The organism is Zymobacter sp. IVIA_12111.31 C1 (assembly GCF_047495495.1).
GTDB lineage: Bacteria > Pseudomonadota > Gammaproteobacteria > Pseudomonadales > Halomonadaceae > Zymobacter.
On sequence record NZ_CP179930.1, the window covers coordinates 155,036 to 178,923 of the forward strand.

General features: G+C 54.3%; 23 protein-coding genes and 1 pseudogene. 13 read left to right on the forward strand and 11 right to left on the reverse strand.

Annotation, left to right across the window (positions count from 1 at the left end; all coding sequences use genetic code 11):
- Window positions 1–139: 139 nt before the first annotated feature.
- The 8 genes from ACMHYW_RS00675 to ACMHYW_RS00710 all read left to right on the forward strand — a co-directional run bounded on the left by ACMHYW_RS00675 (window position 140) and on the right by ACMHYW_RS00710 (window position 4,779).
- Window positions 140–409, forward strand: coding sequence for a hypothetical protein (locus tag ACMHYW_RS00675; RefSeq protein WP_414500467.1), 270 nt, complete (start codon window positions 140–142; stop codon window positions 407–409).
- Window positions 409–675 (forward strand): helix-turn-helix domain-containing protein, encoded by a 267-nt coding sequence (locus ACMHYW_RS00680; RefSeq protein ID WP_414500468.1) that lies wholly within the window; start codon window positions 409–411, stop codon window positions 673–675. Before ACMHYW_RS00675 ends, ACMHYW_RS00680 begins: the two co-directional genes overlap by 1 nt.
- Before the next feature lie 345 nt (window positions 676–1,020).
- On the forward strand, window positions 1,021–1,212 hold the full coding sequence (locus ACMHYW_RS00685; RefSeq protein ID WP_414500469.1) for a hypothetical protein: 192 nt from the start codon (window positions 1,021–1,023) through the stop codon (window positions 1,210–1,212).
- Window positions 1,209–1,487 carry a hypothetical protein gene (locus tag ACMHYW_RS00690; protein WP_414500470.1) on the forward strand — a complete coding sequence of 93 codons (279 nt, stop codon included), beginning with the start codon at window positions 1,209–1,211 and terminating at the stop codon, window positions 1,485–1,487. The genes ACMHYW_RS00685 and ACMHYW_RS00690 overlap by 4 nt, the downstream gene beginning before the upstream one ends.
- Complete coding sequence (locus tag ACMHYW_RS00695; RefSeq protein WP_414500471.1) at window positions 1,484–1,987, forward strand: hypothetical protein; 504 nt, start codon at window positions 1,484–1,486, stop codon at window positions 1,985–1,987. The genes ACMHYW_RS00690 and ACMHYW_RS00695 overlap by 4 nt, the downstream gene beginning before the upstream one ends.
- Window positions 1,984–2,361 carry a toprim domain-containing protein gene (locus ACMHYW_RS00700; protein WP_414500472.1) on the forward strand — a complete coding sequence of 126 codons (378 nt, stop codon included), beginning with the start codon at window positions 1,984–1,986 and terminating at the stop codon, window positions 2,359–2,361. The genes ACMHYW_RS00695 and ACMHYW_RS00700 overlap by 4 nt, the downstream gene beginning before the upstream one ends.
- Before the next feature lie 2 nt (window positions 2,362–2,363).
- Entirely contained in the window at window positions 2,364–4,214 is a 1,851-nt protein-coding gene (locus tag ACMHYW_RS00705; protein WP_414500473.1) for a DUF927 domain-containing protein, read from the forward strand.
- Window positions 4,215–4,236: 22 nt separating this feature from the next.
- Window positions 4,237–4,779 carry a hypothetical protein gene (locus tag ACMHYW_RS00710; RefSeq protein WP_414500474.1) on the forward strand — a complete coding sequence of 181 codons (543 nt, stop codon included), beginning with the start codon at window positions 4,237–4,239 and terminating at the stop codon, window positions 4,777–4,779.
- Window positions 4,780–5,244: 465 nt separating this feature from the next.
- On the opposite strand, the pseudogene ACMHYW_RS00715 reads toward ACMHYW_RS00710, so the two are convergent.
- The 10 genes and pseudogenes from ACMHYW_RS00715 to ACMHYW_RS00760 form a co-directional block, all read right to left on the reverse strand.
- Window positions 5,245–5,593 (reverse strand): annotated as a pseudogene (locus ACMHYW_RS00715) (IS30 family transposase); the annotation flags it as partial.
- 95 nt (window positions 5,594–5,688) lie between these two features.
- Window positions 5,689–6,168 (reverse strand): hypothetical protein, encoded by a 480-nt coding sequence (locus tag ACMHYW_RS00720; protein WP_414500475.1) that lies wholly within the window; start codon window positions 6,166–6,168, stop codon window positions 5,689–5,691.
- Window positions 6,161–7,627: a hypothetical protein gene (locus ACMHYW_RS00725; RefSeq protein WP_414500476.1), complete on the reverse strand. Its 1,467-nt coding sequence runs from the start codon at window positions 7,625–7,627 to the stop codon at window positions 6,161–6,163. The genes ACMHYW_RS00720 and ACMHYW_RS00725 overlap by 8 nt, the downstream gene beginning before the upstream one ends.
- Before the next feature lie 3 nt (window positions 7,628–7,630).
- Window positions 7,631–10,402: a type VI secretion system Vgr family protein gene (locus ACMHYW_RS00730; protein ID WP_414500477.1), complete on the reverse strand. Its 2,772-nt coding sequence runs from the start codon at window positions 10,400–10,402 to the stop codon at window positions 7,631–7,633.
- Window positions 10,403–11,778: 1,376 nt separating this feature from the next.
- Window positions 11,779–12,144, reverse strand: a complete 366-nt coding sequence (locus tag ACMHYW_RS00735) for a hypothetical protein (protein ID WP_414500478.1) — start codon at window positions 12,142–12,144, stop codon at window positions 11,779–11,781.
- A gap of 158 nt (window positions 12,145–12,302) precedes the next feature.
- Window positions 12,303–12,458, reverse strand: coding sequence for a hypothetical protein (locus ACMHYW_RS00740; protein WP_414500479.1), 156 nt, complete (start codon window positions 12,456–12,458; stop codon window positions 12,303–12,305).
- A 227-nt stretch (window positions 12,459–12,685) separates the two neighbouring features.
- Window positions 12,686–13,597: a hypothetical protein gene (locus ACMHYW_RS00745; RefSeq protein WP_414500480.1), complete on the reverse strand. Its 912-nt coding sequence runs from the start codon at window positions 13,595–13,597 to the stop codon at window positions 12,686–12,688.
- 475 nt (window positions 13,598–14,072) lie between these two features.
- The gene (gene waaA / locus ACMHYW_RS00750) at window positions 14,073–15,347 is read right to left on the reverse strand and encodes a lipid IV(A) 3-deoxy-D-manno-octulosonic acid transferase (protein WP_414500481.1); all 1,275 of its coding nucleotides are present in this window, start codon (window positions 15,345–15,347) and stop codon (window positions 14,073–14,075) included.
- On the reverse strand, window positions 15,347–16,774 hold the full coding sequence (hldE, locus tag ACMHYW_RS00755) for a bifunctional D-glycero-beta-D-manno-heptose-7-phosphate kinase/D-glycero-beta-D-manno-heptose 1-phosphate adenylyltransferase HldE (protein ID WP_414500482.1): 1,428 nt from the start codon (window positions 16,772–16,774) through the stop codon (window positions 15,347–15,349). The genes waaA and hldE overlap by 1 nt, the downstream gene beginning before the upstream one ends.
- A 46-nt stretch (window positions 16,775–16,820) precedes the next feature.
- Window positions 16,821–17,984 (reverse strand): glycosyltransferase family 9 protein, encoded by a 1,164-nt coding sequence (locus ACMHYW_RS00760; protein ID WP_414500483.1) that lies wholly within the window; start codon window positions 17,982–17,984, stop codon window positions 16,821–16,823.
- On the opposite strand from ACMHYW_RS00760, the gene ACMHYW_RS00765 reads away from it, so the two are divergent.
- The 3 genes from ACMHYW_RS00765 to gmhB all read left to right on the forward strand — a co-directional run bounded on the left by ACMHYW_RS00765 (window position 17,983) and on the right by gmhB (window position 20,584).
- On the forward strand, window positions 17,983–18,714 hold the full coding sequence (locus ACMHYW_RS00765; RefSeq protein ID WP_414500484.1) for a 3-deoxy-D-manno-octulosonic acid kinase: 732 nt from the start codon (window positions 17,983–17,985) through the stop codon (window positions 18,712–18,714). The genes ACMHYW_RS00760 and ACMHYW_RS00765 overlap by 2 nt on opposite strands.
- A gap of 33 nt (window positions 18,715–18,747) precedes the next feature.
- Window positions 18,748–19,839 (forward strand): glycosyltransferase family 9 protein, encoded by a 1,092-nt coding sequence (locus ACMHYW_RS00770; protein WP_414500485.1) that lies wholly within the window; start codon window positions 18,748–18,750, stop codon window positions 19,837–19,839.
- A gap of 184 nt (window positions 19,840–20,023) precedes the next feature.
- Entirely contained in the window at window positions 20,024–20,584 is a 561-nt protein-coding gene (gmhB, locus tag ACMHYW_RS00775) for a D-glycero-beta-D-manno-heptose 1,7-bisphosphate 7-phosphatase (protein ID WP_414500486.1), read from the forward strand.
- A gap of 91 nt (window positions 20,585–20,675) precedes the next feature.
- Here the strand turns inward: gmhB and ACMHYW_RS00780 are convergent, their stop codons facing one another.
- On the reverse strand, window positions 20,676–21,551 hold the full coding sequence (locus tag ACMHYW_RS00780) for a DUF535 family protein (protein ID WP_414500487.1): 876 nt from the start codon (window positions 21,549–21,551) through the stop codon (window positions 20,676–20,678).
- A gap of 274 nt (window positions 21,552–21,825) precedes the next feature.
- Between ACMHYW_RS00780 and ACMHYW_RS00785 the strand changes: the two genes are divergently transcribed.
- Entirely contained in the window at window positions 21,826–22,314 is a 489-nt protein-coding gene (locus ACMHYW_RS00785; RefSeq protein WP_414500488.1) for a YbhB/YbcL family Raf kinase inhibitor-like protein, read from the forward strand.
- 175 nt (window positions 22,315–22,489) lie between these two features.
- On the forward strand, window positions 22,490–23,818 hold the full coding sequence (locus tag ACMHYW_RS00790) for an HAAAP family serine/threonine permease (RefSeq protein WP_414500489.1): 1,329 nt from the start codon (window positions 22,490–22,492) through the stop codon (window positions 23,816–23,818).
- Window positions 23,819–23,888 lie beyond the last annotated feature (70 nt).

Sequence of the window (23,888 nt, forward strand, 5' to 3'; positions counted from 1 at the left end):
GGTTAGCGAGAACATCACGATACTACCCGTAAGAACACGCTGCTGCGGGGTACACGAGAGGGGTTGATTACCACACGATAGCCTCCCTCAGCATTGCCGTCACTTCATGCCACTCAAGGCACAACAACAGGTGACGGTAATGCGTACGAACGACATTCAATCTAACGATCTTCCCTTCCACAAATACGACCCACACTATGTACTGATCGGTAAGCGCGAGGCCGGTGCCATTCTCGGCATGCCCCCTTCTAGTTTCGATCGTGCTCGCAAAGATGATCCGCGTTTTCCGCTTCCCATCCAGCAGGGCCGCAGTACCAATGCGCCGCTGCGCTTTGTATTGGCAGAGGTCTATGCCTATTCCGCGCAGCTGATTAACGACTTCCGCCACCAAGACACGGAGGTCGCGTAATGAACATGGATAACACCAGCTCAAGCAGTCAACGAGCACGCATCATTGCCTGCCTTAAAGAACGTCCAGCGACCACTATCGACATGATGAAAGAGTTGAATGTCATGCGTCCTGCGGCTCGCGTTCGGGAACTGCGCAATCGTGGGCATGATATTCGTACCCATTTCATGGAAGTAGAAGATGAGTGGGGCCGTACACATAAGCGGGTAGCGCTCTATTACTTGCCTACGCAGGGCGGCCCTATTCAAGGGAGGGGGAACCAATGATGGCGGCCATGTTCTCTATGGTATGGGGTGTGTCGGGGGCCTATGGGCACCCCTTCCCTTGGGTAACACGTCGGTTGACCGCGTTGCGTCGCCAGCGATATGCTAGTCCTGCATCAGCACAATCTGATGTCGACCTTGGCCGGTCGAAAACCGAATGGCGCAATAGCGCCCCTTTCATAGCTGGCGCTTTTTTTATGCCTGCTATGCGTTATGGCGGCTGTGCGTGGGACACCTTCGGGTGTGCCGGAAGTCATTCGGTCCGGTCGGCCAACCCGCGTACAGTCGCCACCCTTTTCTCTCTTGGCCGAGAGTTGTGGCGACTCCATACCGAATGGAGTTCGACTCATGTATCGCACCCAACGTGCCTCTACGCCACGCTATACCTTTCGTCTTGCTCATCCTGCTACTCAACGCACCATCACGCTGATTGCCTCGACTCCGGCACTGGCGATGACGGCCTGCGGCCGCTGGCTTTCCGTACCGGTCGAACAGATCGCGATCACGCGTCGTTCCCCTGTACGGGAGCTGTTCGCATGAGTGGATCATCTTATCTCTCCAGCACCACTGAAACATTAGCGGCCGGTGTGCCGATCAATAAGATCGAGACCCACCTGTACTACATCCGTAAATCGCTGGCACTGATCGAAATGCTGCTGGTCGATACGGAAGACAACAACGAGATCCTGTATCCGCTCACCACCATGGCCGCCGTACTGGGGGGCGTAGATATCCAGCTCGACGTGCTCGAAAAGCTATGCAATCACGCCTATGCCACCTCGGTGCCTAAAGATGAGCAGGGAGGTGATGCATGATCCCTGCACGTCTATTGATCGTCGGTCGGCTGGCCGTTGCCATTCAGGCTGCGACAGGTGCTCGCCCGTTCATTATCCCAGACGGACAGTTGCGCCGTTTTGATCACCCTGACAAGCCGCGCGGCAATCGCCGCTGCTGGCAGGTCTGTCATGAAGAGGTCGGTATCTGGGGCGATTGGGCCAGCGGTGGTTACGAGGTGGTCTTTGTTGATGAGCGCCCTTCTGCGGCACAGCGTGATGAGGCCCGCCAGCGTGCGCAGTTGATCCAGCAGCAACGACAACACTTGCGCGAGCATCACTATGCCGAAGCAGCGCTTAGGGCTCAACAACAGTGGCAGGCCGCCTCAGAAGCTCAGCTTCATCATGCCTACTTGCAACAGAAGGCTATTCCCCCCTTGGGCGTACGTCAGTGTGGCCGCTACCTGTTAGTGCCCATCACGGACGGTGAGAACTGTGCAACGTTCAGCGTATTTATCCTGATGGGCGTAAGCGCTTTATGAAAGGCGCGCGCATCACCGGTAGTTACTGCGCGTTGGGAGAAATTCAGGGGGAAGGCCCGCTACTGATCTGTGAAGGCTATGCCACAGGCGTCACCCTTCATACTGAAACAGGTCATGCGGTAGCGTGTGCTATGAACGCGGGCAATCTGTTGCCGGTCGCTCAGCACTTGCGTTATCGCTTCCCTGAGCGCTCATTGATCGTGGCGGCGGACAATGACCGCTTTACGTCGAACAATCCTGGCATGCAGGCGGCCCGCAAGGCCGCCATTGAGGTCGGTGCCCGGTTGATGTGGCCGGACTTTCCTTGCCCTTATTGCGAGTGCACCGATTACAACGATCTGGTGCAGTGTTCAGCGGCAAAGGGGGGCGAGTGATTATGCCACCACATGCAGTGAAACAGGTTACAGGGGTTACAGAGGGCACAGCCGCGTCATACGGGGCCTGCGAGCGTAACCCCATCCTGCCTACCGGGGTTACACGGGTAACAACCGAGAGTGCGATCAGCCCTTATAAGGCACCGCCATCGGTATTACCCCAGCCAGAAGTGAAAGAGCGCCCGTGCTATGCCACCTATGATGACTACACCGCCTATGGCCGCTCGGGGCTGTATTTTCACGGTCAGAAAGAGAGTCGCCGTGGTGAAATCGAAACTTTTGATTACTGGCTGTGTGGGCCGATTCATGCAGAGGCGCTGACGTATGACGAGCACGGCCATGGCTTTGGTCTGCTGCTACGTTTTCTGGATGCTCGAGGACGCTGGAAACAGTGGGCTATGCCAATGCGGCTGTTGAGCAGTGATGGCCGAGAGCTGCGGGCCGAGCTCTTGGATATGGGGCTGCGTATTGACCCCAAAAGCCATCACCGTCTCGGGCACTGGCTGGCGAGCCGTGAGCCCCGTAAAGAGTTGATTGCCGCCACCCGTACAGGGTGGCATGCACTAGATGATGGACATGCCTTTGTCATGCCTCAGCGTGTCATTGGTTCGGAGCAGATCGTTTTTCAGCATGAGCAGGCTTATCGCTCGACCTATTCGTCACGCGGCAGCGTGGAGGACTGGCGCAAGGCCATTGGCGCACTGTGCCCCGGCAACCCGCTGATGACGTTGATGGTCTCCGCCGCGCTGGCGGGGCCACTGCTCAAGCTGACTCACCAGCAAAGTGCGGGCCTGCACGTGATCGGTGATTCTTCTAGCGGTAAGAGCACCCTGCTCCAGGTCGCAACGAGCGTGTGGGGCCCACCTGAATTCATGCGGACATGGCGAGCCACGGGGAATGGGCTGGAAGGCGTGGCCGCAGAACACAGCGATACTTGTATCGTGCTGGATGAGATATCCGAAGCCGATCCCCGCGAGATTGGGGCAATCGTTTATGCCTTAGGTAATGGGACCGGCAAGAGCCGTGCAGGCCGTGGAGGTCATGCCCGAGCCACGGCGCGCTGGCGCATTGTGATGCTGTCATCCGGAGAACGTAGCGTAGCCGCCCATATGGCAGAAGGAGGCAAGCGGGTCAAAGCAGGACAAGAAGTGCGCCTGCTGGATATGCCCGCTGACCGTCAATACGGTGTTTTCGATGCCCTGCATGATCATGAGAATGGTCGCGCCTTTTCTGATCATCTCAAAAGCGTGTCAGGCCGCTATTACGGTGCCCTTGGCCCCGCCTTTATCGAGCACCTGCAACAGGATAAGCAGGACTTTGCGGCACGCCTAGATATGTTTCGACAACGCTCCGGCTTCAAGGCCTCTCACGGCCTAGAGCACCGTGCGGCAACGTCATTGGCGCTGATGGCACTGGCAGGTGAACTTGCTACCGAATACGGGCTAACCGGTTGGCCCGCAGGCGAAGCACTCTGTGCCAGTGAAACGGCATTCCAACAGTGGTGCGACTACCGCGGCAGCGGCCAGACCGAAACCCGGCAAATACTGGATGCCGTGCGAGACTTTATTGACCGACATGGCGAATCTCGCTTTTCCCCGATTGATGTCCATGAGTCGCAGCCCATGGTGCGCGATCGGGCCGGGTGGTGGCGCAAGGTAGAAGATGGCCGAGTGTATATGTTTACGTCGGGGGGGCTTAAAGAAGCAACACAGGGATATGATTTTAAAAGAGCGTTAACTGCATTGGACACACAAAAATGGCTATATCGTACAGGAGTTGATAAAAAATCAGTCAGTACTAGAACCCCTGATGGTATAAAAAAGCTATACTACATTTGTTATTTAGACCACTAACACTATTTTGGATAGATATGACATGAAAAGACCCAACAAAGATAAGAAGCATGTGAAACGATTTATTGGCCATAATTTTCCTCATCTCAAAGCAGCATATATCCCTCATACTCCTCTGAATGGAAAGCCAGAAAATGAATGCATAGATACTGTGGAGGAATATATAATAAGTAATGGAGGAGCACTTATATTGGGATGGGCAATATGGGAAGAGCCTAACGTTCTTATTGAGGCTGAATTTCATGCCATATGGCAGTCACCAGAAGGAGATTTTTTTGACATATCGCCGAGACCATCTCTTAGCAACCTAAAAAGAATATTATTTCTTCAAGACACATCTATAAATTATAAAGGAAAGCAAATAGATAACATTAGAGAGCCTATATCAAAAGATCCTAGAGTAAAGAAATATATTCAGTTAAGTGAAGAATATTTTTTAGAAACCAACAAAGGAGACTTGGCATTCAAATATGGAGAAATAGAGGCGACTCCTGAAATTTTAAAAATCAAAGATGAAATGAATGAAATAGAAATAAGCATACTTACTACTCCATTAACCAGATAACCTGGCACTTAGGTTCCAAGTAAGTAAAAAGTATAGTATACATATCTGTTCAAGAGGCTATCTAAAGCTCAAATTTTTCAAACACACTACGACCACGCACGCTATCCGAGCACAATCACAATGATCGAATTAATCGGTCCCGAAGTTGAACCAGCAGTATGGCCTCAAACCTAAACCGTGCAAAAATAGCGTGCTCATCACTCAGTTGAATATACCTCGCAGGATCAAACTTCCTAGGAAGTACTGAGTTTCAATCAGTAATATTGTGAGCACGAAATTCTCACCTTTGTACAACCAGAGAATACGCGTTTATTAGCATCATCTGTTTAGGTCCCTATAGTGAAGACTTAGTGCTTAAAATTTAAAGTCACATTTCTTTATTTTACGAACAGAAAATAAGCTGCAGAATAAAAACTTTCTTCATCTATACTTGGCTGTTGCTAATTCTGATGGCAACCCACTCTATCAATGGCATGATGCCAGCTCATTTTTCTCCGCCAACATCACCTCCGTTGGCTGCTCTATCGGATACTTAAACCCAAAACGCTTATGCAGACGCATATTGAGCACCAACGCAATCTCTCATCTAGTGCAGCTTGGCTATGCACCGAGAGGCCTGTTCCCTTCGGTAGACACTGCCATATCAATCCATTGATGTTTTCGGTTTTCGTTAGCACCGCGTTGCTAAGAGCTGTCGAGGATCACAGAAGTAGATACCAACGTCCATATGCAGGGTAAGCTGAGCATGACGGGGTATCTCTTTATTCTGATCACACTTCATCATCTTGCGCCGCGAGAGCGGCATACGATTCAGCGGCCACGATCTTACAGCATGGCTTGATCTGCCTCGCTGCATGCTAGCTCTCCCGCCAAAATATGCTATGCCATGTTATAAGTAACAATAAAAAATCATATTATAATATATTTCCCTTTCGTAAAACCTACAGGCCAATGTCCAGAATAGTATATTTCGCAAACCCTACTCCATTTATCTCCTAAAGAAAAATAATTTTCTGTGATTAGTTGTCTAAACGCAAAGCAAATAGCATTTCTAGCGACACTACTAAAATCATGAGGTGAACATGAAAAAATATTTTTGTCCATCCCTCGCGTAGCATGCATTACATGTTTATTTATTTCTTTTCGAAATTTTGCAACTTCTTCCGTATTGCTTATTTTCCCGTAAAATGGATCAATTTGGGTAGGCGAACTGGGAAGCCATTCGGCTTCATCATAAAGCCCCTCAAACTCATCATATGAAGGTTCAACAAAAACCTTTTTTACATTTTCAATAGCTAATATATCATCTGCAAATAGATCTTTTTTCCCCATAGCAGAGAAAAAATTAGCTGCATCTATTTTGTTTAACTCATTTTCTATATTAATCATATGGCAACCTTAAATCTGTTATTGAACCTGGGGGCAACGCTTTTCGCCCTTGCTGAATTGTTGAACGCAATATCCCGCCCGCAGCATGAGGTCCTGGCACACCAGGGAGGGAGTGATTCGGTAATTTTCCATTGGTTGGCATCAAGTTCCACCACTTGTTTGCACCGCCACTTTCTAGTGGAATTATGTGATGTGGCGTAGCCCCTTGAGGCCAACTCACTCCGGTGTTCGCTTCCCACTGCTTCATCAAGTATTTTTGGTTTTTTACAAACTCTTTTCTTGCAACCTGATTCTGGAAAGCAGAGCGTCTTGAAATCACAGGAAGATTATTTCTCAATAATTTTTCTTGCTTCTCTGTTATTTCCCCACCTGGGGAAGCAACCTTGTTTGCGTCTTTAATAATATCATCAAGTACAGGTTTTTTTCCATTAACTCCATTAGGATTTTGGTATCCATCCACATGCACATTTTCATCGCGTGCAGCACTACTGGCAGAACGGACTGCATCTTCCTCGGCGCGCGAGGCCATTGCCACTTCTGGCGGCACTCCCAACGGGTTGGATGACCAAGCGGCAACGATCTCACTGTCAGATGCCGCTCGAACAGCATACCCGTCTATCCCGCCACCCGCCGTTGCCAGCATTGGCCCTGAGGCAGGCGGATCGATTCTCAGTATTTCGTCTAGCTTCTGCTGCAACCATGTTGCCGCTTCACTCAGCTTAGTTGGCAATTGTGTTTGAAGTTCGTAATATTGACGCTCGAAGGTTTTTAGCTTCGTTGTAATGTCTTCAAAGTAATCCAGGATCATGTACGTGGGATGGTATCGCCACAAGGAGTCTGATGCTTTTCGCGCTAGCGCTAATAGCTGTTCAATTATTTTTTCAACAACATCACAGACGGGCTTGATATAATCTGAAAATCGAACCGTCTTCAAAAACTCGTAAATATTGCCCGCAACATGCGCTTGCAAAAACTTGATTATTTCGGCAAGCAGCTTCTCGCCTTTTTCAGCACCTCGCAACAACAATAAGCAGATGGACCTGACGATTCCGCCCAATATCCCATCCGTTTCGAGTGCCGCACCTCCAGTGACAACAGCACCCACCCCATCAGCAGCTACCCCTAACCCCGCTGCAATGAGAGGGTAGGCAATAGGCACCACTGTACCGAACAGAAGCACCCACTCCATTACTTCTTTCCGCCGCTCTGGATGCGTGCTTAGCCGAGCAATAATCGCAATCATATCTCGGGCGCTGGTAATAATAATCACACCAGGCACGATGCTTATCGTCATATCCGCCAAAATGGCGGATAGCTCCCTGTCTTCGTCGAACTCCCCTAATATCACCTGCTTAAGCCATTCCCATGATTCTTCACCACAGTGAAGTACAAGTTCAATCGAACTTTCGGAGTGGCTATCGGATGACTCTATAACCGTCCATGTAGGCTCTGCTGCCATTAATCATTCTCCCCCACCCAATAATCCTTCAAAATCGCTGCCTATCTTATGTTTTTGCGACCCCCTAATAGCGTTAGGATCTTTGTGATACGTCACCTGAGCTATCGCACCGGGAGCGACATTATCAATGCGGGCAATGCCTTCTGCATTGGTAGCCCCTGTTCGAATACTGCCGTCGTTCAGTACGGCGGTGAACGGTACACCCGCAGCGGGACTTCCATCCGCATAGATACGTCTGAACGCGATGGTGTCTGGCGTAATGTCTCCCCCGGGCAGCTCTTCAAGAGGGAATGACTGACGAGTGGCCGCGCCAAAGAGCTGCTGCACGCCTTTTACATCAATAGAGCCCGGTGTGTGAATCTCAATGTTGCCGCCCTTGATGCGGATATAACCACCACCGCTCGTAAGCAATAGCTCTTTTTCGGCATTGATATGGACCTTGCCCTGCGTTGAGCTGACGTGTACGTCCTTCTGGGCGGTCAGGGTCATCTCATCCGATTGCGCCTGTATCTCGACCTTGCCCTTACCGGCGAACAGTTTGATCCCGGCGTTATAAACGAACACCGACAGCTTTTCGGTGATCGAGGCCAGTAGGCTTTTGCCGGTAGCGATCGTGGTGTCCTGTCCACTGGTCAGGGTGAGGTGCTCGCCCTGTGCCAAGTGCGTCGACTGCGGGGTGGTCAAACTGATGCCCGCGGGTGACGCGGCATGTAACCACGGTTCGCTCATTTTGCGCGATTGCCCCGTGCCACCGCTGGCACTCGCCTGTGCCGCTGCGGAGTCACCCCCGCCATGAGAGGTGCCTGCCAAGGCGGTACTGGCCTGCTCTGCCGCTTTGGTGAGCGGTGCGGGACTGGTCAGTGCATCGGCCTTGTGCTGCGTTGCCAGATCACTCAACTGATCGTTAAGGCGCTGGGCACTGGTCAGCTGCTGGCGGGCGGGATCAACGTCCAGCTGGTCACCACTGGCACTGGGCTGGCCCCAGCTCGACAGATACAGCCCTTGGTTGGCGCGTACGGCACCGTAGGCATCACTGCGCAGCTCAAACCCAAGGCCGCGGAACGCACCGCGGTCGTTACCTTCCTGATGAATCAGGTAGCCCAAGTTCAGCTGTGAATGCTGTTGGTCAGTGCCCAAGCGAATGCGGCTTTGGCCTGTGGCATCGTCGAATACCAGTTCGTTATAACCACCGCCGCGGTAGTTCTGGGTGTGGAAGCCTGATAGCAGGCCATTGCTGTGCCACAGCGGCTGACGTTCACCGTTATACACACGCCCCGTTACAAGGGGGCGGTCAGGGTCACCTTCCAAAAAGCTGACAATGACCTCTTGGCCAACACGCGGCACGAACACCGCCCCCCAGCCGCTGTCAGCGTTATCTTGTGACACGCGCAGCCAGCAGCTCGATTTCTCGCTGTACTGCCCTTTACGATCCCAATGGAACTGGACCTTCACTCGGTTGAGACTATCGGTGTGAATCTGTTCGTTGGCGGGCCCGACCACGATAGCGGTTTGAGGGCCACCCAGCTCAGGCTTGGTATGGGTGATCGGGGCACGGTAAGACACGTTGCGGTACTGCGCTTCCAGCTGAACATGGAAGAACGCCGTTCCAGCGGTGTCTTGATCAGAAGCGCCTTCAATAGTGTGCCCCGTCGCAGCGCGTAGGGCCTCGAGCTGTGGTTCCAGACTGCCCGGCATCTGACGACGCACAGCGGCCATCGGCAGGTTGTTCTCTGCGGCCCAGTTAAGCGCCAGCAGCAGGAAGGTACGCTTCTCAGCGCCGCCGCTGTCGTGGTTAGGATGCTGGCTCAGTACAAAGCTGTGGCCCACGCTCAATTGGCGCGTGCCGCCCGCCCCCGTAAACCGCTCGGCCTGCGACTCATGTCCTTCCATCAGCGTGTCGCCTAACTGATGGCCGCGGTCGTAGCGTGGGAAGCTGTATTCACCGGGGTAATCGTACTGCTCAAGCACCGGCAACCCGTTCTGATCGTCGACGGTATCGAGCTGGACACGCGCCGGCGCACCGGGAGCCTTATAATCAAACGATGCAAGGCTGACGCGGGTTGGCTGTACGCGTCGCAGGTGGCCCCAGTCGGTCAGACTGTCGAACTGCTCGGTCGCGGACTGGCGATGAAAGCGAATAGTCTCGGGGCTAACGTTGGGGCAAGTGTCGTTGTCGTCAGTAAAGACGATGACGTGCTTGTCACCTTCCTGTACCACGTACCACCAGATACCTTCTTCCTCGAGCAAACGGCTGACGAAGTGGTAGCTGCTCTCGCGGTACTGCACGCAGTAGGAGCGTTTGGGGTAGCGGTCTTGGTGACGTAGATCGAAGCGGAAACCGCCTTCACTAAACGAATGGCCTTCCAGCACCTGGGTGACGATCTCGACGACCGTCAAGTCTTGGAAGATACGGCTGTCAGAGACGTGCTCCAGCAGCGTCAGCCACGGTTTGAGTACCAGCTGATAGTCGCTGACACCGCCGTCGCTGCCCAACAGGGCGGCATCGCTGACGATGGCATGCAGATCACGGTAGGTGCCGTCGGCTTGCAGAATCGACAGCGTGACTGGCTGGGCCAACAGCTGGCGCAGGTCGAGATCATGCTGCTGCGAGATGCAGTCGACGGTAAAGGTAAACGGCGCGCTGAGCTGCTCGTGTGCGACGACGCGCTGTACCAGCAACGCACTTGCGCCCAGCGGCGTTGAGAGCGTGAGTAAGCGCCCGGCATCGCTCAAGGTGATGTCAAACAGCTGCTGCAAGGATGATAGAGACGCCATCATTCCCCCTTCAAAAGTGTGTAAAGACCCTATAAGCGACTCAACTTGCCGCGGGCCATCATTAATTTATTGTTAATCGTTCCCGAAAAGTTACCTGAAATCGCGGCGTATTTCACCTCTCAAACGAGACATAACGATGACAGCTGAGAGCCAGCCAAAAGAACTGCATATAGAAGAGATTTATCGCTCATCGGCTCACAAAGCTTTAGCGCGTGCCTGACGGAGGTAGAGCGCTTTAAGTACCAACCAAAATGCTCAGCAAATGCTGTTAAATGTTAAGGTTTGGCCGTGAAATGGCGAGCCCAGAAATCGCTTTTCTTCTAGCCTGATGGCCGGAAAAATAGCAAAGCACATGTCGCTGAAAGCCTTATGCCGTGAGGGGCTTGGCACGATGGAATGCTTACTTTCGACGATGAATCAGAGGCCATATTCAAGTGTGCGCACGTGCGTGCTCACCGATAGTTGCGCACACCTTTCCGGAATCGTTTCTCCTAACATTCAGCGATGTGGAAACGGCTGTTATACCGGTGGAGGTGTACCCTGCGTAACCCCACGGCATCTTATGGGGTTACGCCTACAGCCCCCATGCGACGAGGCTGTGCCCTGTGTAACCCTTGTTACCATTACATACACAGTGGTGAGCGGTACGCACCTGCGAACCTCGCTCACGCCAATATCCATAAGGCTTGCAGCGAAGTTAAAGCAACACTTCTCGTAACAGTAACGGGAGAATGTTGTTTATTGCCCGGTTGCATCGAGAGCAAGGCAATGCGAGATTTTGGGTATCCGTGAGTAGGCGAAGTTTCCACCTTGGTTTCCAGCACAACCCATCGAATAGAAAGGTGTCCCCGCATTGGGGGTGCCTTATGAAAGTGGGGGGTAGCAAAACGCGACACCCTACCTTCCTTATAGGCAATGGTATGGAAATTCCGGTTTTCCCTGAAAACATACCAAGATTAAAAATGTATGCCTTAGAGTATGCCTGAAAATATTAAAAAATAAAAAATCCATAAAAAACAATTAATTATTGATCTTGTAATGATCTCGCCAGGCGCGCCATAGCACTTCCCCACTCCTCCCCGTATCCCCTCAGAAGCCAGTCATCACACGGCTTTCAGCAGGTATAGTCTCCCAAGGCGCCACCTGCTCACTGCATGAATTTTTGTATGTCTGCTGCGCTTACTTCATTAGCATACATTTTTTATTGGGAGTGGTATCAACGTGGGAAACCTGTTGCCGGCTGATTAGCACCTGCGACATCGCTTTCTGAGCGCCCATAATTAATGACGGATTTGTGTCAGGCCTCTCCATTATGCGTGCGGATCTGTAAGGCCACTACAAACGTTAGTTAGATATCTATGGCTTCTTTGTGAATTTCATGGCCCCTTTGAAATAAATTTTTTCCAATCTATTAACGCTTTTTCAAAATCATATAATTTAATATTTATAAAAAAATTATCATCGCATAATGAATATATCTTAGCCATATTTTCTTCAAATTCAGCCCCCCAGTAACTAAGACTCCAGTCAAAGTATTTAATATCTCCTTTTTTAACCAATTCTATTCCACATATTCCATCTTCTAATAAGCCCATATAGACAGGATCATCATACCTTGCTCCTCCGCTATCAGAAAACAAACAACCTATAAAATCCAAACCATCATTACTAAGAGCATCTGAGATAGCATAGGGAACTACATCATAAGAGAATATCACTCTCCAATGAAACGTTACGTTCATAATATATATCTCCGTTTTATATTGGAGGGGGCGCGGTAACGTTTTTTAAGGTAGATTTCATATTGTACTCCGCTAGAAACCACTCCCTTCCTAATAGTGCATATGCTACTCTAAATTTTTTAATAAAAAGCAATCCAATACTTCCTTTGTTTTGTTTTTTAAAAATTCACCGAAGATATTGCAATAAGTTTTTTATTTCTTGTTCTTTTGTAATTTAAACATGCTTCAACTATTGCAGGCTCTCCATCATTACCTTCTACATCATAATCTATACAAAAAGATGAACCATCACCAGAAACACCAACTGCCAACATATTATGGCTTACATATTCTCTGGACTGTAGTTTTTTAATTCACTAAACAATGCTTTTATAAATCGGAATTAACTATATGTTATAAAGTATACTTTTGGAATTAAGTAAGATAGTTGGAATGATATATTTCTGAGTTATATTCAGATAATTTATATATAAAAGTCTATGGATGAAAAAGCCCCCACCGCTTTCAGGCGGTAGGGGCTTGATTATCACGTGCCCACTATTCAGGAATGATGGTGGGACGGCGTAGATTCCGGTACAACGAAGGTATCTTCGAAACTCTCTGGTTGGTCACCGATTTCGGCATCTTTGAAATCAGCTTGGGAGGCTTCCTTCTCGTCGTCTGTCGCTGTTGCTGCCTTGTTCTTTATGAAGTCGAGGCGTGTCTGTGCGGCTTTCAGGAAGTCGGGGATACCCTGTGCCCACTGCTCGATCTTGTCTTGCTGGCTCCAGTCGCTGCCTTCCATGTCGTCTTTCATCTTAGCCAGATTCTGTTTCAGGTTGGCAATGGCTTTTTCGACAACAGGCACATCAACGTCATCCTTGCGCAGGCTGCGTGTGATCAGGTTGATGTCGAGCGCCAGGGTATAGACCCAGTGGACATGACGGCGGGCATGGTCACGGCCGATGGTGTCGAGACGAGCCTTGTACCACTTTTCTTCGACTTCGCCGTAGATCTGGAACAGATCCTGACCCTTGTCAGCGAGTGCATTGAAGTTGTCGACCGCTGCGTCGAACTCTTCCGGCGACATTTTGTGATCGCCGTTGCTGTCGAGGCTGCGTGTGACTTCTTGGAAGTTGCGCAGATAGGTTTCGCTTGCGCTGTGCAGTTCGGGAATATTGCCGCGGTAGTCGGTTGAGCGTCCGCAGTTGCGTGTGTTGAACCGCATCGGCACTGCAACGCTGCCGCCTTTTTCAATCGTCGGTGATGATTTTCTCATGAACTCCAGCAGTTCATGATGAATGACGTTACAGTCGAGCGCGTTGTTGAGTTCATCCAGCTGATAATACTGTTTTTCTTCTGTTTTCAGCGTTTCTTTGTTGCCGATTCGGTTGCAGCCTTTGATCGCGATGATGCCGACGACCACGATGATACTGCCGATGGTCGATGCAACCTTACGTAATGTAGAGTTCATAAGCGTTATATATCTCGCATAGATTCCCTGAGAGTGCCACGCGATGAGAAAGCTCTCGCCGTGCAGTATGAATACTGTCTTCGTGGCAAAGTAGGCGGGGATAGTATCACAGCTTTATAACGTTGTTTAAGGCACCCGCATAAAGTATGAGCATTTGAAGATTACGTTCCCTGTTTTCCTGCTATTTATTACTCTTTTAAGTGTACCGCTGCGCGATTATGCCGCTATTTATCATTTCATAACTATTGAGAGAAGGCTTACCGTTCTCCTCCTCGCTTATTTATAGATTTGTAACCAGTGGCCTCCGTGATGATGAGATAAGATGAATCATTCGTGCGGGCATACACACGTTATCGAGCACCAAGCGGGGGAAAGCATGAGGACATGGGTGCGGTTCGGCAGTGGCCGATGCACGCCATGCCTCTCACGCAGGCAAGCGAATGCGATGGGACGTGGTGATGAGGTGGACGAGGCCTTAGCCCAGCACTTCGTCAACGGGCACCATGGTGCGAATACGGTCGCGTATCAGGGTGCTGGCTCCGCGATTGCGCTCTACAACGCGCAGGCCGGCGTCGCCTAGCCAGTGGCGCGCATTGGCATCGACAAACAGTTCGATAAGTACATGGCCTAAGGTGGTGGCATCATTCACTTCGCGCCGAGCCTGATGTTCTTCCATGACATCGGCGATTTCCTGCAGGTTGTTCAGATGCGGGCCGCTGATGACCGGGACGCCAAGCGCTGCCGGTTCCAGCAGGTTGTGCCCGCCGATCGGCACCAGAGTGCCTCCGACAAATGCCAGGTCGCTAGCGGCATAGAGGGCCATCAGCTCACCCATAGTGTCGCCAAGGTAGACGCGTGTAGCGCCAGTGATCGGTTCGTCATGCGAGCGTCTAGCAACGGCTGATGGGAAGGCTTCAAGGCACTCGCTGGCAACGTCATCAAAGCGCTGTGGGTGGCGCGGCACCAGTATCAGCAATGCATCGGGTTTCACCTTGAGCAGCTGTGTGTGTGCTGTGAGTGCGGCGTGCTCTTCGCCGTCATGCGTCGAGGCGGCAATCCATACCGGACGCTGGCCGATAAGCGTGCGCAGCGCAGCGCCTTTCTGTCGCTGTTCTTCGCTGACCGTAAGGTCAAACTTCAATGCACCGGCAACCGACAGGCGCTTAGGCGGTACACCCAGCGAGCGGAAGCGTTTGGCATCTTCGCCGCTCTTAGCCGCAATCCAATTGATGCGGATCAGCATGTCGCGCGTGAGTTGCTGGAAGCGTCTGTAGCGTGAGTAGGCTTTGTCGGAGAGGCGTGCGTTGATCATGACTACTGGCACGTTGTGCTCCGAGGCGGCATACAGCATGTTGGGCCACAGCTCGGTTTCGGCCAGTACCAGCAGTTCTGGGGTCAGCGAGCGCACGAAGCGTTTCATCGCCCCCGGAAAGTCGATCGGCAGAAAGTGATGAATGACCGTGTCTCCGAACAGGCTTTTGACTCGCTCGGCACCGGTCGCGGTCATGGTGGTGACGATGATCGTGTGCGACGGGTAGTCGGCCAGCAGTTGCCGGATGACGGGGGCGGCAGTGATGACTTCGCCGACAGAGGCGGCGTGCACCCACAGGGTCTTCCGTTCTCGGTAGTCGGGAATATGGCCCAGTCGCTCACCTGCCGGATGATCCGGCAGGCTCTCGCGTTTCAGACGTTTGAAGATCAGCGGTGACAGCGCATAGAGCAGTGCGCTGTATCCACGTCGGCCAAACATTATGGGGTCTGCCCTTGAATGGCTTTGATCAGGGCGCTGGTCGACACGCCTTCCTCGAAGCCTAGTACTTTGACTTCGCCACCGTTGGCCAGCACAGCTTCATGCCCGGCGATCTCTTCAACCTTGTAGTCGCCACCCTTCACCAGTACGTCAGGCAGAATCTTTTCGATCAGGGCTTGAGGAGTGTCTTCGCTGAACGGTACAACCCAGTCGACGGAGGCCAGTGCACCGAGCACGCGCATGCGGCGGTCCAGTGTGTTGACGGGGCGCGTTGGGCCTTTGAGACGCGCGACGGAGGCATCGTCATTGACGGCCACCAGCAGGCGATCACCGAGCTGGCGCGCTTCTTCGAGGTAACCGACATGGCCTGAATGCAGAATGTCGAAGCAGCCATTGGTCATCACTACGCGTTCGCCGCGCGCTTGTGCTGCGCGTACTTGGCGGATGACAGCGTCCAGTGAGCTGTCGCTGGTGGACGATTGGCCCGCATCTTGAATCGCTTCATGCAGTTCAGCGACGGTTAGCGTGGCGGTACCTGCTTTTGCCACCACGACGCCCGCAGCAAGATTAGCCAGCCACATTGCGGTCGGCAGCGGTTGCCCGGCCGCCAGTGCCAGCCCTAGTACCCCGATCACGGTATCCCCTGCCCCGGTGACATCGTAGACGGCTTGGGCATGAGTCGGCAGGTGCAGCGGTGCTTCGTTGGCGCGAATCAGCATCATGCCGCGTTCGCTCAGGGTGATCAGCAGCGCTTCGAGCCCCAGCTCTTTGCGCAGGCGTTCGCCCTTGGTGATCATGTCGTCATCATCGGCACACGGCCCGACGACCGCTTCGAATTCGCTCAGATTCGGGGTGATGATGCTGGCCCCTTTGTAGCGCGAATAGTCGCTGCCTTTGGGGTCGATTAGCACGCGCTTGCCGAGTTTGCGGCCCAGCGCGATCAGCTGTTCGATATTGCTCAGCGAGCCCTTGCCGTAGTCGGACAAAATCATCAGGTCCGATTCTGGCAGGGCCTCGGCAACGCGATCTGCGAGCGGTGCCGCATCTTCGGCGGAAGCCGGTGATTCGAAATCGAGGCGGATGAGCTGTTGGTTGCGGCTCATGACGCGCAGCTTGGTGATGGTCGGTACGGCATCGCTGACGTGGAAATGGGTCGTGATGCCCGCCTGTGTCAGCGCGGCGGCCAGACGGTCGGCGTTGTCGTCGCGTCCGACTAGACCGGACAGGCAGACATGGGCACCCAGCGATGCGATGTTGAGGGCAACGTTAGCGGCCCCACCCGGACGGTCTTCACTCTCGTCGACCCGTACGACCGGTACCGGCGCTTCGGGCGAGATTCGGGAAGTCGGTCCGTACCAGTAACGGTCCAGCATGATGTCGCCGACGATCAGAAGACGCGCCGAGTCGAAAGCAGTGAGGTCCAGCATCGTGATCCATGTCTCCGCTGAAGAAGATAAAAAGGTAGCACCGCATTCAGACAGTGCGTGGAATGTCTTTGCCGAATAATGGGCTGTCGTCGTGATCGCGTATGGCCGTGACCTTCAGAAGCCGATCCAAGTGCGATGTGACATCGTCAATGGTGATCAGTTGCATGGCATCCGGGTGACGTACACGAGCGCCCCAGGTGATGTCATCCAGCGTGCTGTGCATATAGCGTGTGACGGCATCGGGGTAGCGGTTGACGACATAGTCGCGCCACAGATAAGGCGCGGCACGATCGGGATTGGTTGTCGCGAACAGGCCCAACACGGGCGTGCCCAACGCGTTAGCCATGTGCACCGGTCCTGAGTCGGGTGCAATGACGACACGGGCACGGCGAATCAGCGCCAGCAGCCCCTTAAGTGAGGTTTTGCCCGAAGCGTCAATGGGGGCCCCTTCTTCGTCATCTTGGTGGACCGCTCTGAGCTGACGCGCGCGCTCGATAATATCGGCGATCATGGCCTGCTCTTCTTCACGCCGACCACCGGTCAGTACAGTGACTAGCCCTTGGTGCCGATAAGCGTGGTCGATGACCGCAGCATAGCCTTCGGCCGTCCAGTTGCGATAATTGCGTCGCCGAGGTGTGGCACAGGGACTCAGTACCATGTAGCGTGCGCCTCGGGTAATCTCCGCAGCCTCGGCAAAGGCGCTGTCGGGAATGGGAATGTGCCATTCAAGACTGTCGCGTGTCGTAAGCTCATCCTGAACGCCGAGTGCTCGGGCAAAGTCGACAAACGATGCCAGCACGTGCGCTTCAGGATGCGGTGCCAGTTTACAGTTGGTGAACCAGGTCTGATGGTCCTTGGCGCGGGCCGCGTCATACCCCAGACGTACGCGGGCTTTTAGGCCCAGTGACAGAATGCTGGCTCGGATGGATTGCTGTGCGTGAACGAGTACATCGAAGTGTGTCTTCGACAGCTGGCGCCATAGGGCATACATTCCCTTTAGGCCAGTAGATTTGTCGTACACCACAAGCTCGACCCCATCGAGGCCACTGAGTAGACTGTGCTCCGCGCGGCCGACGATCCAAGTAATACGAGCGTCTGGCCACTGATGCTGCATGGCCCTGATGGCAGGCACCAGGTTGCAGACATCTCCCAGCGCGGATAGTCGCAATACACAGATATGCGTCGGCGAAGCAGGCAAAGGTAGCGTCATGCGAATACTCGAATCCCAAAGTGCGAATGCGCACATTCTATATGATGCCACGGCACTTTGCGGCCCTGTCACCCCGGAACTGTTCACCCGGGCGTACTGGCAGGACCGTGAAGCTATCGTAGGCGAAGCCCCCGGACGAGGTGCCAGCGTCTTCTTCGATCCTGGCGATCACGCCAGCGAAACGACGGAAGAAGGTTGGGTACTGCGCCCGTATCGTCGCGGAGGCATGGTGGCTCGGGTTAGCCAGCAGCGCTATGTCTGGTGTGGCAGTGCACGTACGCGTGCCGCGCGCGAGTTCCGCCTCACCGTTGCCCTGCGTGAAAAGGGCCTTTCCGTTCCGCAGCCTATCGGGGCCTGCGTATGGCATACCGGCTTCTTTTATGAAGGCGCCTTGATTACCGTACGTATTCCCGGTGCCCAGACGCTTGCCGACTGCATCGAATCTTCCGAAGATCTGCCCTATACCTCTTTGAGGGCGGTCGGTGCCCTGATCCGCAAGGCGCACGAGCTCGGTCTTGATCATGTTGACCTCAATGCGCGCAATCTGTTGCTGGATCGTGATGGAAAACCGTGGATCATCGATCTGGATCGCTGCCGCATTCGCAACGGGCACCATTGGCAGGCGCGCAATATGGAGCGCCTTGAGCGCTCACTGACCCGCTTCGCGCCTTCCCGTGCGACCGGGCTGATGCACGAGATTCGCCAAGGCTATCTCAAGCCTACCCCATGACGCTGCTTCTTTCGCCGGATTATGCCTTCGACCATGACAACACCTGACCTTCGCGTACTGGTCGTACGCAACGACAAGCTTGGCGATTTCATGCTGAGCTGGCCCGCCCTGAAAACGCTCAAGCAGGCGCAGGCGGACATTCATGTCACCGTGCTGGTGCCGGAATATACGGCATCCATCGCGCACTGCTGCCCTTGGGTCGATGACGTCATCATTGATCCCGGTCATGGCGCATCGCGTGCCGAGCGCCGTCACTTGCTCAACCGCATGCACGACAAGCAGTTTGACGCGATGCTGACACTGTTTTCTACGCCGCGTATCGGCTGGCTGGGCTGGCGTGCGGGCATTCCGATGCGCATGGCACCGGCCACCAAGTGGGCGCAGATCTTCTACAACCACCGTGTTGTGCAGCGCCGTTCCCAGTCTCTGAAACCGGAGTACGAGTACAACGTCGATCTGGCGCTGGCTCTGCTGGAACGGCTCAACGTACAGGGCGACGCTGCGCGTCCGCCGTTCTGGCCGATGACCGAGCGTTCGCATCGTCAGGGCCGTGTTGCTCTGGCCAAGGCGTGCGGTCTGTCGCTGGATCGCCCATGGTGGTGCGTGCACGCTGGCAGCGGCGGTTCGGCGGTTAATCTGACGCCTGAGCGCTATGCCGAACTGATCGAGAAGGTGCATGCCCGTCTCGACCGTCCTGTTCACTGGCTGTTCAGTGCGGGGCCGGGTGAAGAAGCTGTAGCTGCGTCATTGTGCGACCGCTTGACCGCCGAAGGCATAGAGGCTTGTCGCCTGCCGGCCAGCCAACGCCTTTCGGCACTGGCTAAGATGCTGGACGCTACCGATGGACTGATCGCTGGTTCAACGGGGCCGCTGCATATTGCAGGCTGCCTCGACATCGCGACCGTTGGCTTCTATCCCGCCAAGCGTTCGGCGACCTCGCTGCGCTGGCAGACCTGCAATCACGACGATCGGCGTTTGGCCTTTTCTCCGCCGCAGGGGAACGACACTGCCACGGACATGAGCCTAATAGACCTTGATGCGGCAAGTGCTGCGATCGCCGATCTCATTATGCGTCGCGGAGCCTATACCGATGTCCATGATGTGCATGAGGACATCGACGACTAGGGCAGCGACACAGTAACGCCGTCATGGCATCGGCCAAAGCCGGAATATTCGCTCTCAATGGGGTTTATTTTGGCGTATGACCGTTTCTATGCGATATCGTCGAACACATCCATGCGCGGGCGGCCCTTTCTCGTTGCGGTAGCTCGCGCGTCAACCGTGGTATTCATTTCTGATGGGAACGTTCATGCCTCGCCCCCTCGTCATTCTCGACCGTGATGGTGTCATCAATCAGGACAGCCGCCAGTACATCAAACACCGTGATGAATGGATTCCTCTGCCCGGAGCGATCGACGCCGTCGCGCGTTTGGTGAAGGCAGGCTACGACGTTGCGATAGCCACGAACCAGTCCGGTATCGCTCGTGGCCTGACGCCAATGGCCGAGCTGGAGGCGATGCACGAGCGGATGACCTCGCTGGTAGACGCTGCCGGGGGGCGTCTGGCCTATATCGCGTACTGCCCGCATGGCCCCGATGACGGGTGCGATTGTCGCAAGCCGCTACCGGGCATGTTGCATCGGATTGCGCGCGAGCTAGGGCATGAGCGCCTTGACGACGCATGGATGGTCGGTGACTCCCTGCGCGATCTTCAGGCGGGCGAGACGGCAGGCACTCGGTTGGCGCTGGTGCTGACGGGTAACGGGCAGGAGACGCGCCCCAAACTGGATGCTCTTCAGCACAGCGAGGCGGTATGGGTCTGCGATGATCTGGCCGACTTCGTCGATCGGCTGCTGAACGATGCCGCCTGATCCTTTGAATGGCTGATGACGAGAAAGCCCCAAGGCGATGTTATCGTCCTGGGGCTTTCTTTATCGCGGCGTAGTGATTGACGCGATGCGGTTATACTGCGGCTTCTGTGGCGGCTTCCTCCACCTCAAGGGCGGGCATGCGTTCGGGATAGCCTAGCGCAGTGACAATCTGACGGGCCATATCCTCGCGCAGTGCTTCCCGGCGTCTGAAAGCGGCGCGACGCTGACTCTTGACCTGCTGAATGTCACGTTCGGGCTCCGCTGGCGGCAGTTGGAACCAGCCTCCTTTGATTTCTTCCCCACCATTTTCCGCCCAGAAACGGTCGTAGCTGGATTTCAAACGCTTGCGACGTGGATGTGCAGTCTCTGTAATTCCCTTGACGCCGTCGGCTTCGAAGACGAGCGCGCAGGCGTACATGGCCGATACCATTACGTTTTGCGGGCGCAGGCCATGCAGCGCCTTGTTGTAGCGCTTGATGATGTCACCCTGCTCAGGGCGTGGCCCCTGCAGACCACCAATCAGCAGCGTGGCGGGTGGTGCCAGCGAGAAGTTGAGCTGGTAGATCACCCCTTCCTCATCGGTTTCCATGAACAGACCGATTTCACCTTCACGTGGGAACGTTGCGCGACGCATGATGACACGCGCTTCGCCTTCGCCGTCCTTGAAGGGCAGCGTGGCCAGCAGCAGACCCTTGCCGGTGAAGATGGTGTCGAAGCGGTCTTTTGACAGCACATCGCACAGTCGCTGAGCCGTATGGTGCACGATTGACAGCTTCTGGGCCGCCGTCAGGTGGCGATTCAGGTAGGCCTTGAAGTGACGATAGGAGAACTGCTCATCGCCTGCCGCCAGCGTGCCGAACTGAGGATTGTCTGCCAGTGCGCGCAGCCAGTCCTGTTGGGGTTGACCGATTCTAGCGGATAGAAAAGCGCATTTGAGACGATGTTTCCACTGCTTGAAAGAACTCATGGGACTCCACTGAATCAAGTACAAGAAAATATGATCGTTATAGGTGAGTGGCGGCTTCCGCTGTAGGCGGTGCTACACAGGCACACTGAAAAGAACACCAAACGGCTTATCATGATACGGCAATCGTGAAGATAGTGTGCACAGAGATAACGGCATGGAGTGTCACAGGCCTCTGCATGGTCGTATTTCTGTGCGACGTTGAGCGGCTAGCTGACCCTCGCACGTGCGAGGCATATGCTATGCCTGTCTGTTTCTCACTCAAGGAGAACCGAAAATGACGTTTCGTCTGCTGAGCGATACGCTTAAGGATGGACAGCGCCTGACCAAAGCGCAGTGGGCTGCCTATCCCGGTCTTGAAGGCGACAACCTGTCGCCCGAGCTGCATTGGGAAGGTGCTCCCGAAGAGACTCGCAGCTTTGTCGTGACCGTCTACGATCCTGATGCGCCCACCGGCTCGGGTTGGTGGCACTGGGTGGTCGCCAATATTCCGGCCGATGTTACGTCGCTGCCGGAAGGTGCGGGCAGTGGGCGTCATCCGCTGCCTCAGGGTGCCGTGGCGGTCTATAACGACTCCTGCACCACGGACTTTGCCGGGGCCGCACCGCCTCCGGGCCACGGTGATCATCGTTACATCTTTACAGTGCATGCGCTGAAGGTCGCATCGCTCGACCTGCCTGAGAATCCGACGCCTGCTCAGGTCGGTTTCCGTGTACATTTCAATGCGTTGGCAAGCGCTTCGTTCACGACGGTCTTCGGTCGTTGAACACGTTGGGGGCGTGCGTGCGCCCCTGACACATCGCTCGCCTTTGGTGCATCGGTTATGATGGTCGTTCTTTCGTGGCGAAGTCATGTGAGTGTCTTCGTCGCGCTCTTGGCAAGCCGTTGCCGAGAGGTTGCCGCTTTAGGCTTATCTAGAACAATCATTCAAGGCAGACCTCATGACCGAACTTCGTCAGACCGATCAGGTGCTACCTGCTGCCCAACGAGCGCTGAACCGCCAGGATATAACGTGGGCACTCGGCCTCTTTGGTACGGCCATTGGTGCGGGGACGCTTTTCCTGCCCATCGCCGCCGGTATCGGGGGAACATGGACGCTACTGTTCATTGCACTGTTTGCCCTCCCCGTCACCTACTTCTCTCACCGTGCGCTTACCCGTTTTGTTCAGTCCGGCGCAGACAGCGATCGCGACATTACCGATGTCGTTGGCCGGCATTTCGGGCCGCATGCCCGAGCGTTGTTCACGGTGCTCTATTTCTTTGCCATCTTTCCCATCCTGCTGGTCTATAGCGTTGCCATCACCAACACTACACTGGATGTGCTGACCCACCAGTTGGGCATGACGTCTCCTCCCCGAGCGCTGGTGTCCTTCCTGCTGATCGCGATACTGATCGGCATTGCACGCGGTGGAGAGCGTCGCGTCGTCAAGGCGATGAGTTATCTGGTCTATCCCTTCATTGCTGCTCTCGTCATTCTGTCGCTGATCCTGATTCCTCACTGGAGCACGGCGTTCTTTGCGGCATCCGCCAGAACCGAGGCGGCGAGCAGTAGCAGTGCCGTGTGGACGTCCATTTGGATGGCGATTCCCGTGTTGGTCTTTTCGTTCAATCACTCACCGATCATCTCTGCCTTCGCTATGGATCAGCGCCAGCGATACGGTAACAACGCCGATCGCAAGAGCTGCCAAATTCTGGGCGGCGCTCACCTGCTGATGGTCGCGACCGTGCTGCTGTTCGTGTTCAGTTGCGTGCTGTCACTTACCCCGGCTGATCTTGCCGAAGCCAAGGCGGACAACATCACCATCCTGTCTTATCTGGCCCGTCACTTTAATACCCGCATCATTGAGGTGGCCGCTCCCATCATTGCCCTGATCGCCATCGCCAAGTCCTTTCTTGGGCACTATATCGGCGCGCGTGAAGGGGCCGTAGGGCTAATCGAACACGTTTGCCGAGGCAAGTCCTCCTCGCGTCGTCATCGTGTGCTTAACGATGTGGCTGCGGTGTTGATGGGGCTGAGCTGCTGGGGCGTAGCGACCCTGAACCCCGGTATCCTGTCGATGATCGAGAAGCTGGGCGGCCCCATCATTGCTCTGCTGCTGTTCTTGCTGCCGATGGTGGCCATCTACACGCTGCCCGTGCTGAGCCGTTACCGTCGCAACCCCTCCAATCTCTTGGTCATTGTGATCGGGGTGCTGGCAGTATTAGCGGCATTCAGCCAGATCACCGGTATACTGTCGGCACTGTGGTCGTTTCTGACCCATGCGGTATAGTGCTCGTTCTGTGTGTATGGCTCGTTAAGACAAGGCCCGGCGACCACCGGGCCTTGTCGTATTCACTTTC

Coding starts and splice junctions, on each gene's coding strand:
- ACMHYW_RS00790 (WP_414500489.1), top strand. CDS start 22,490: ATGACCGAACTTCGTCAGACCGATCAGGTGCTACCTGCTGCCCAACGA.
- ACMHYW_RS00770 (WP_414500485.1), top strand. CDS start 18,748: ATGACAACACCTGACCTTCGCGTACTGGTCGTACGCAACGACAAGCTT.
- ACMHYW_RS00700 (WP_414500472.1), top strand. CDS start 1,984: ATGAAAGGCGCGCGCATCACCGGTAGTTACTGCGCGTTGGGAGAAATT.
- ACMHYW_RS00680 (WP_414500468.1), top strand. CDS start 409: ATGAACATGGATAACACCAGCTCAAGCAGTCAACGAGCACGCATCATT.
- ACMHYW_RS00675 (WP_414500467.1), top strand. CDS start 140: ATGCGTACGAACGACATTCAATCTAACGATCTTCCCTTCCACAAATAC.
- ACMHYW_RS00760 (WP_414500483.1), bottom strand. CDS start 17,984: ATGACGCTACCTTTGCCTGCTTCGCCGACGCATATCTGTGTATTGCGA.
- ACMHYW_RS00740 (WP_414500479.1), bottom strand. CDS start 12,458: ATGTTGGCAGTTGGTGTTTCTGGTGATGGTTCATCTTTTTGTATAGAT.
- ACMHYW_RS00735 (WP_414500478.1), bottom strand. CDS start 12,144: ATGAACGTAACGTTTCATTGGAGAGTGATATTCTCTTATGATGTAGTT.
- ACMHYW_RS00710 (WP_414500474.1), top strand. CDS start 4,237: ATGAAAAGACCCAACAAAGATAAGAAGCATGTGAAACGATTTATTGGC.
- ACMHYW_RS00745 (WP_414500480.1), bottom strand. CDS start 13,597: ATGAACTCTACATTACGTAAGGTTGCATCGACCATCGGCAGTATCATC.
- waaA (WP_414500481.1), bottom strand. CDS start 15,347: ATGTTTGGCCGACGTGGATACAGCGCACTGCTCTATGCGCTGTCACCG.
- ACMHYW_RS00685 (WP_414500469.1), top strand. CDS start 1,021: ATGTATCGCACCCAACGTGCCTCTACGCCACGCTATACCTTTCGTCTT.
- ACMHYW_RS00785 (WP_414500488.1), top strand. CDS start 21,826: ATGACGTTTCGTCTGCTGAGCGATACGCTTAAGGATGGACAGCGCCTG.
- ACMHYW_RS00720 (WP_414500475.1), bottom strand. CDS start 6,168: ATGATTAATATAGAAAATGAGTTAAACAAAATAGATGCAGCTAATTTT.
- ACMHYW_RS00705 (WP_414500473.1), top strand. CDS start 2,364: ATGCCACCACATGCAGTGAAACAGGTTACAGGGGTTACAGAGGGCACA.
- ACMHYW_RS00695 (WP_414500471.1), top strand. CDS start 1,484: ATGATCCCTGCACGTCTATTGATCGTCGGTCGGCTGGCCGTTGCCATT.
- ACMHYW_RS00765 (WP_414500484.1), top strand. CDS start 17,983: ATGCGAATACTCGAATCCCAAAGTGCGAATGCGCACATTCTATATGAT.
- ACMHYW_RS00690 (WP_414500470.1), top strand. CDS start 1,209: ATGAGTGGATCATCTTATCTCTCCAGCACCACTGAAACATTAGCGGCC.
- ACMHYW_RS00780 (WP_414500487.1), bottom strand. CDS start 21,551: ATGAGTTCTTTCAAGCAGTGGAAACATCGTCTCAAATGCGCTTTTCTA.
- hldE (WP_414500482.1), bottom strand. CDS start 16,774: ATGCTGGACCTCACTGCTTTCGACTCGGCGCGTCTTCTGATCGTCGGC.
- gmhB (WP_414500486.1), top strand. CDS start 20,024: ATGCCTCGCCCCCTCGTCATTCTCGACCGTGATGGTGTCATCAATCAG.
- ACMHYW_RS00730 (WP_414500477.1), bottom strand. CDS start 10,402: ATGGCGTCTCTATCATCCTTGCAGCAGCTGTTTGACATCACCTTGAGC.
- ACMHYW_RS00725 (WP_414500476.1), bottom strand. CDS start 7,627: ATGGCAGCAGAGCCTACATGGACGGTTATAGAGTCATCCGATAGCCAC.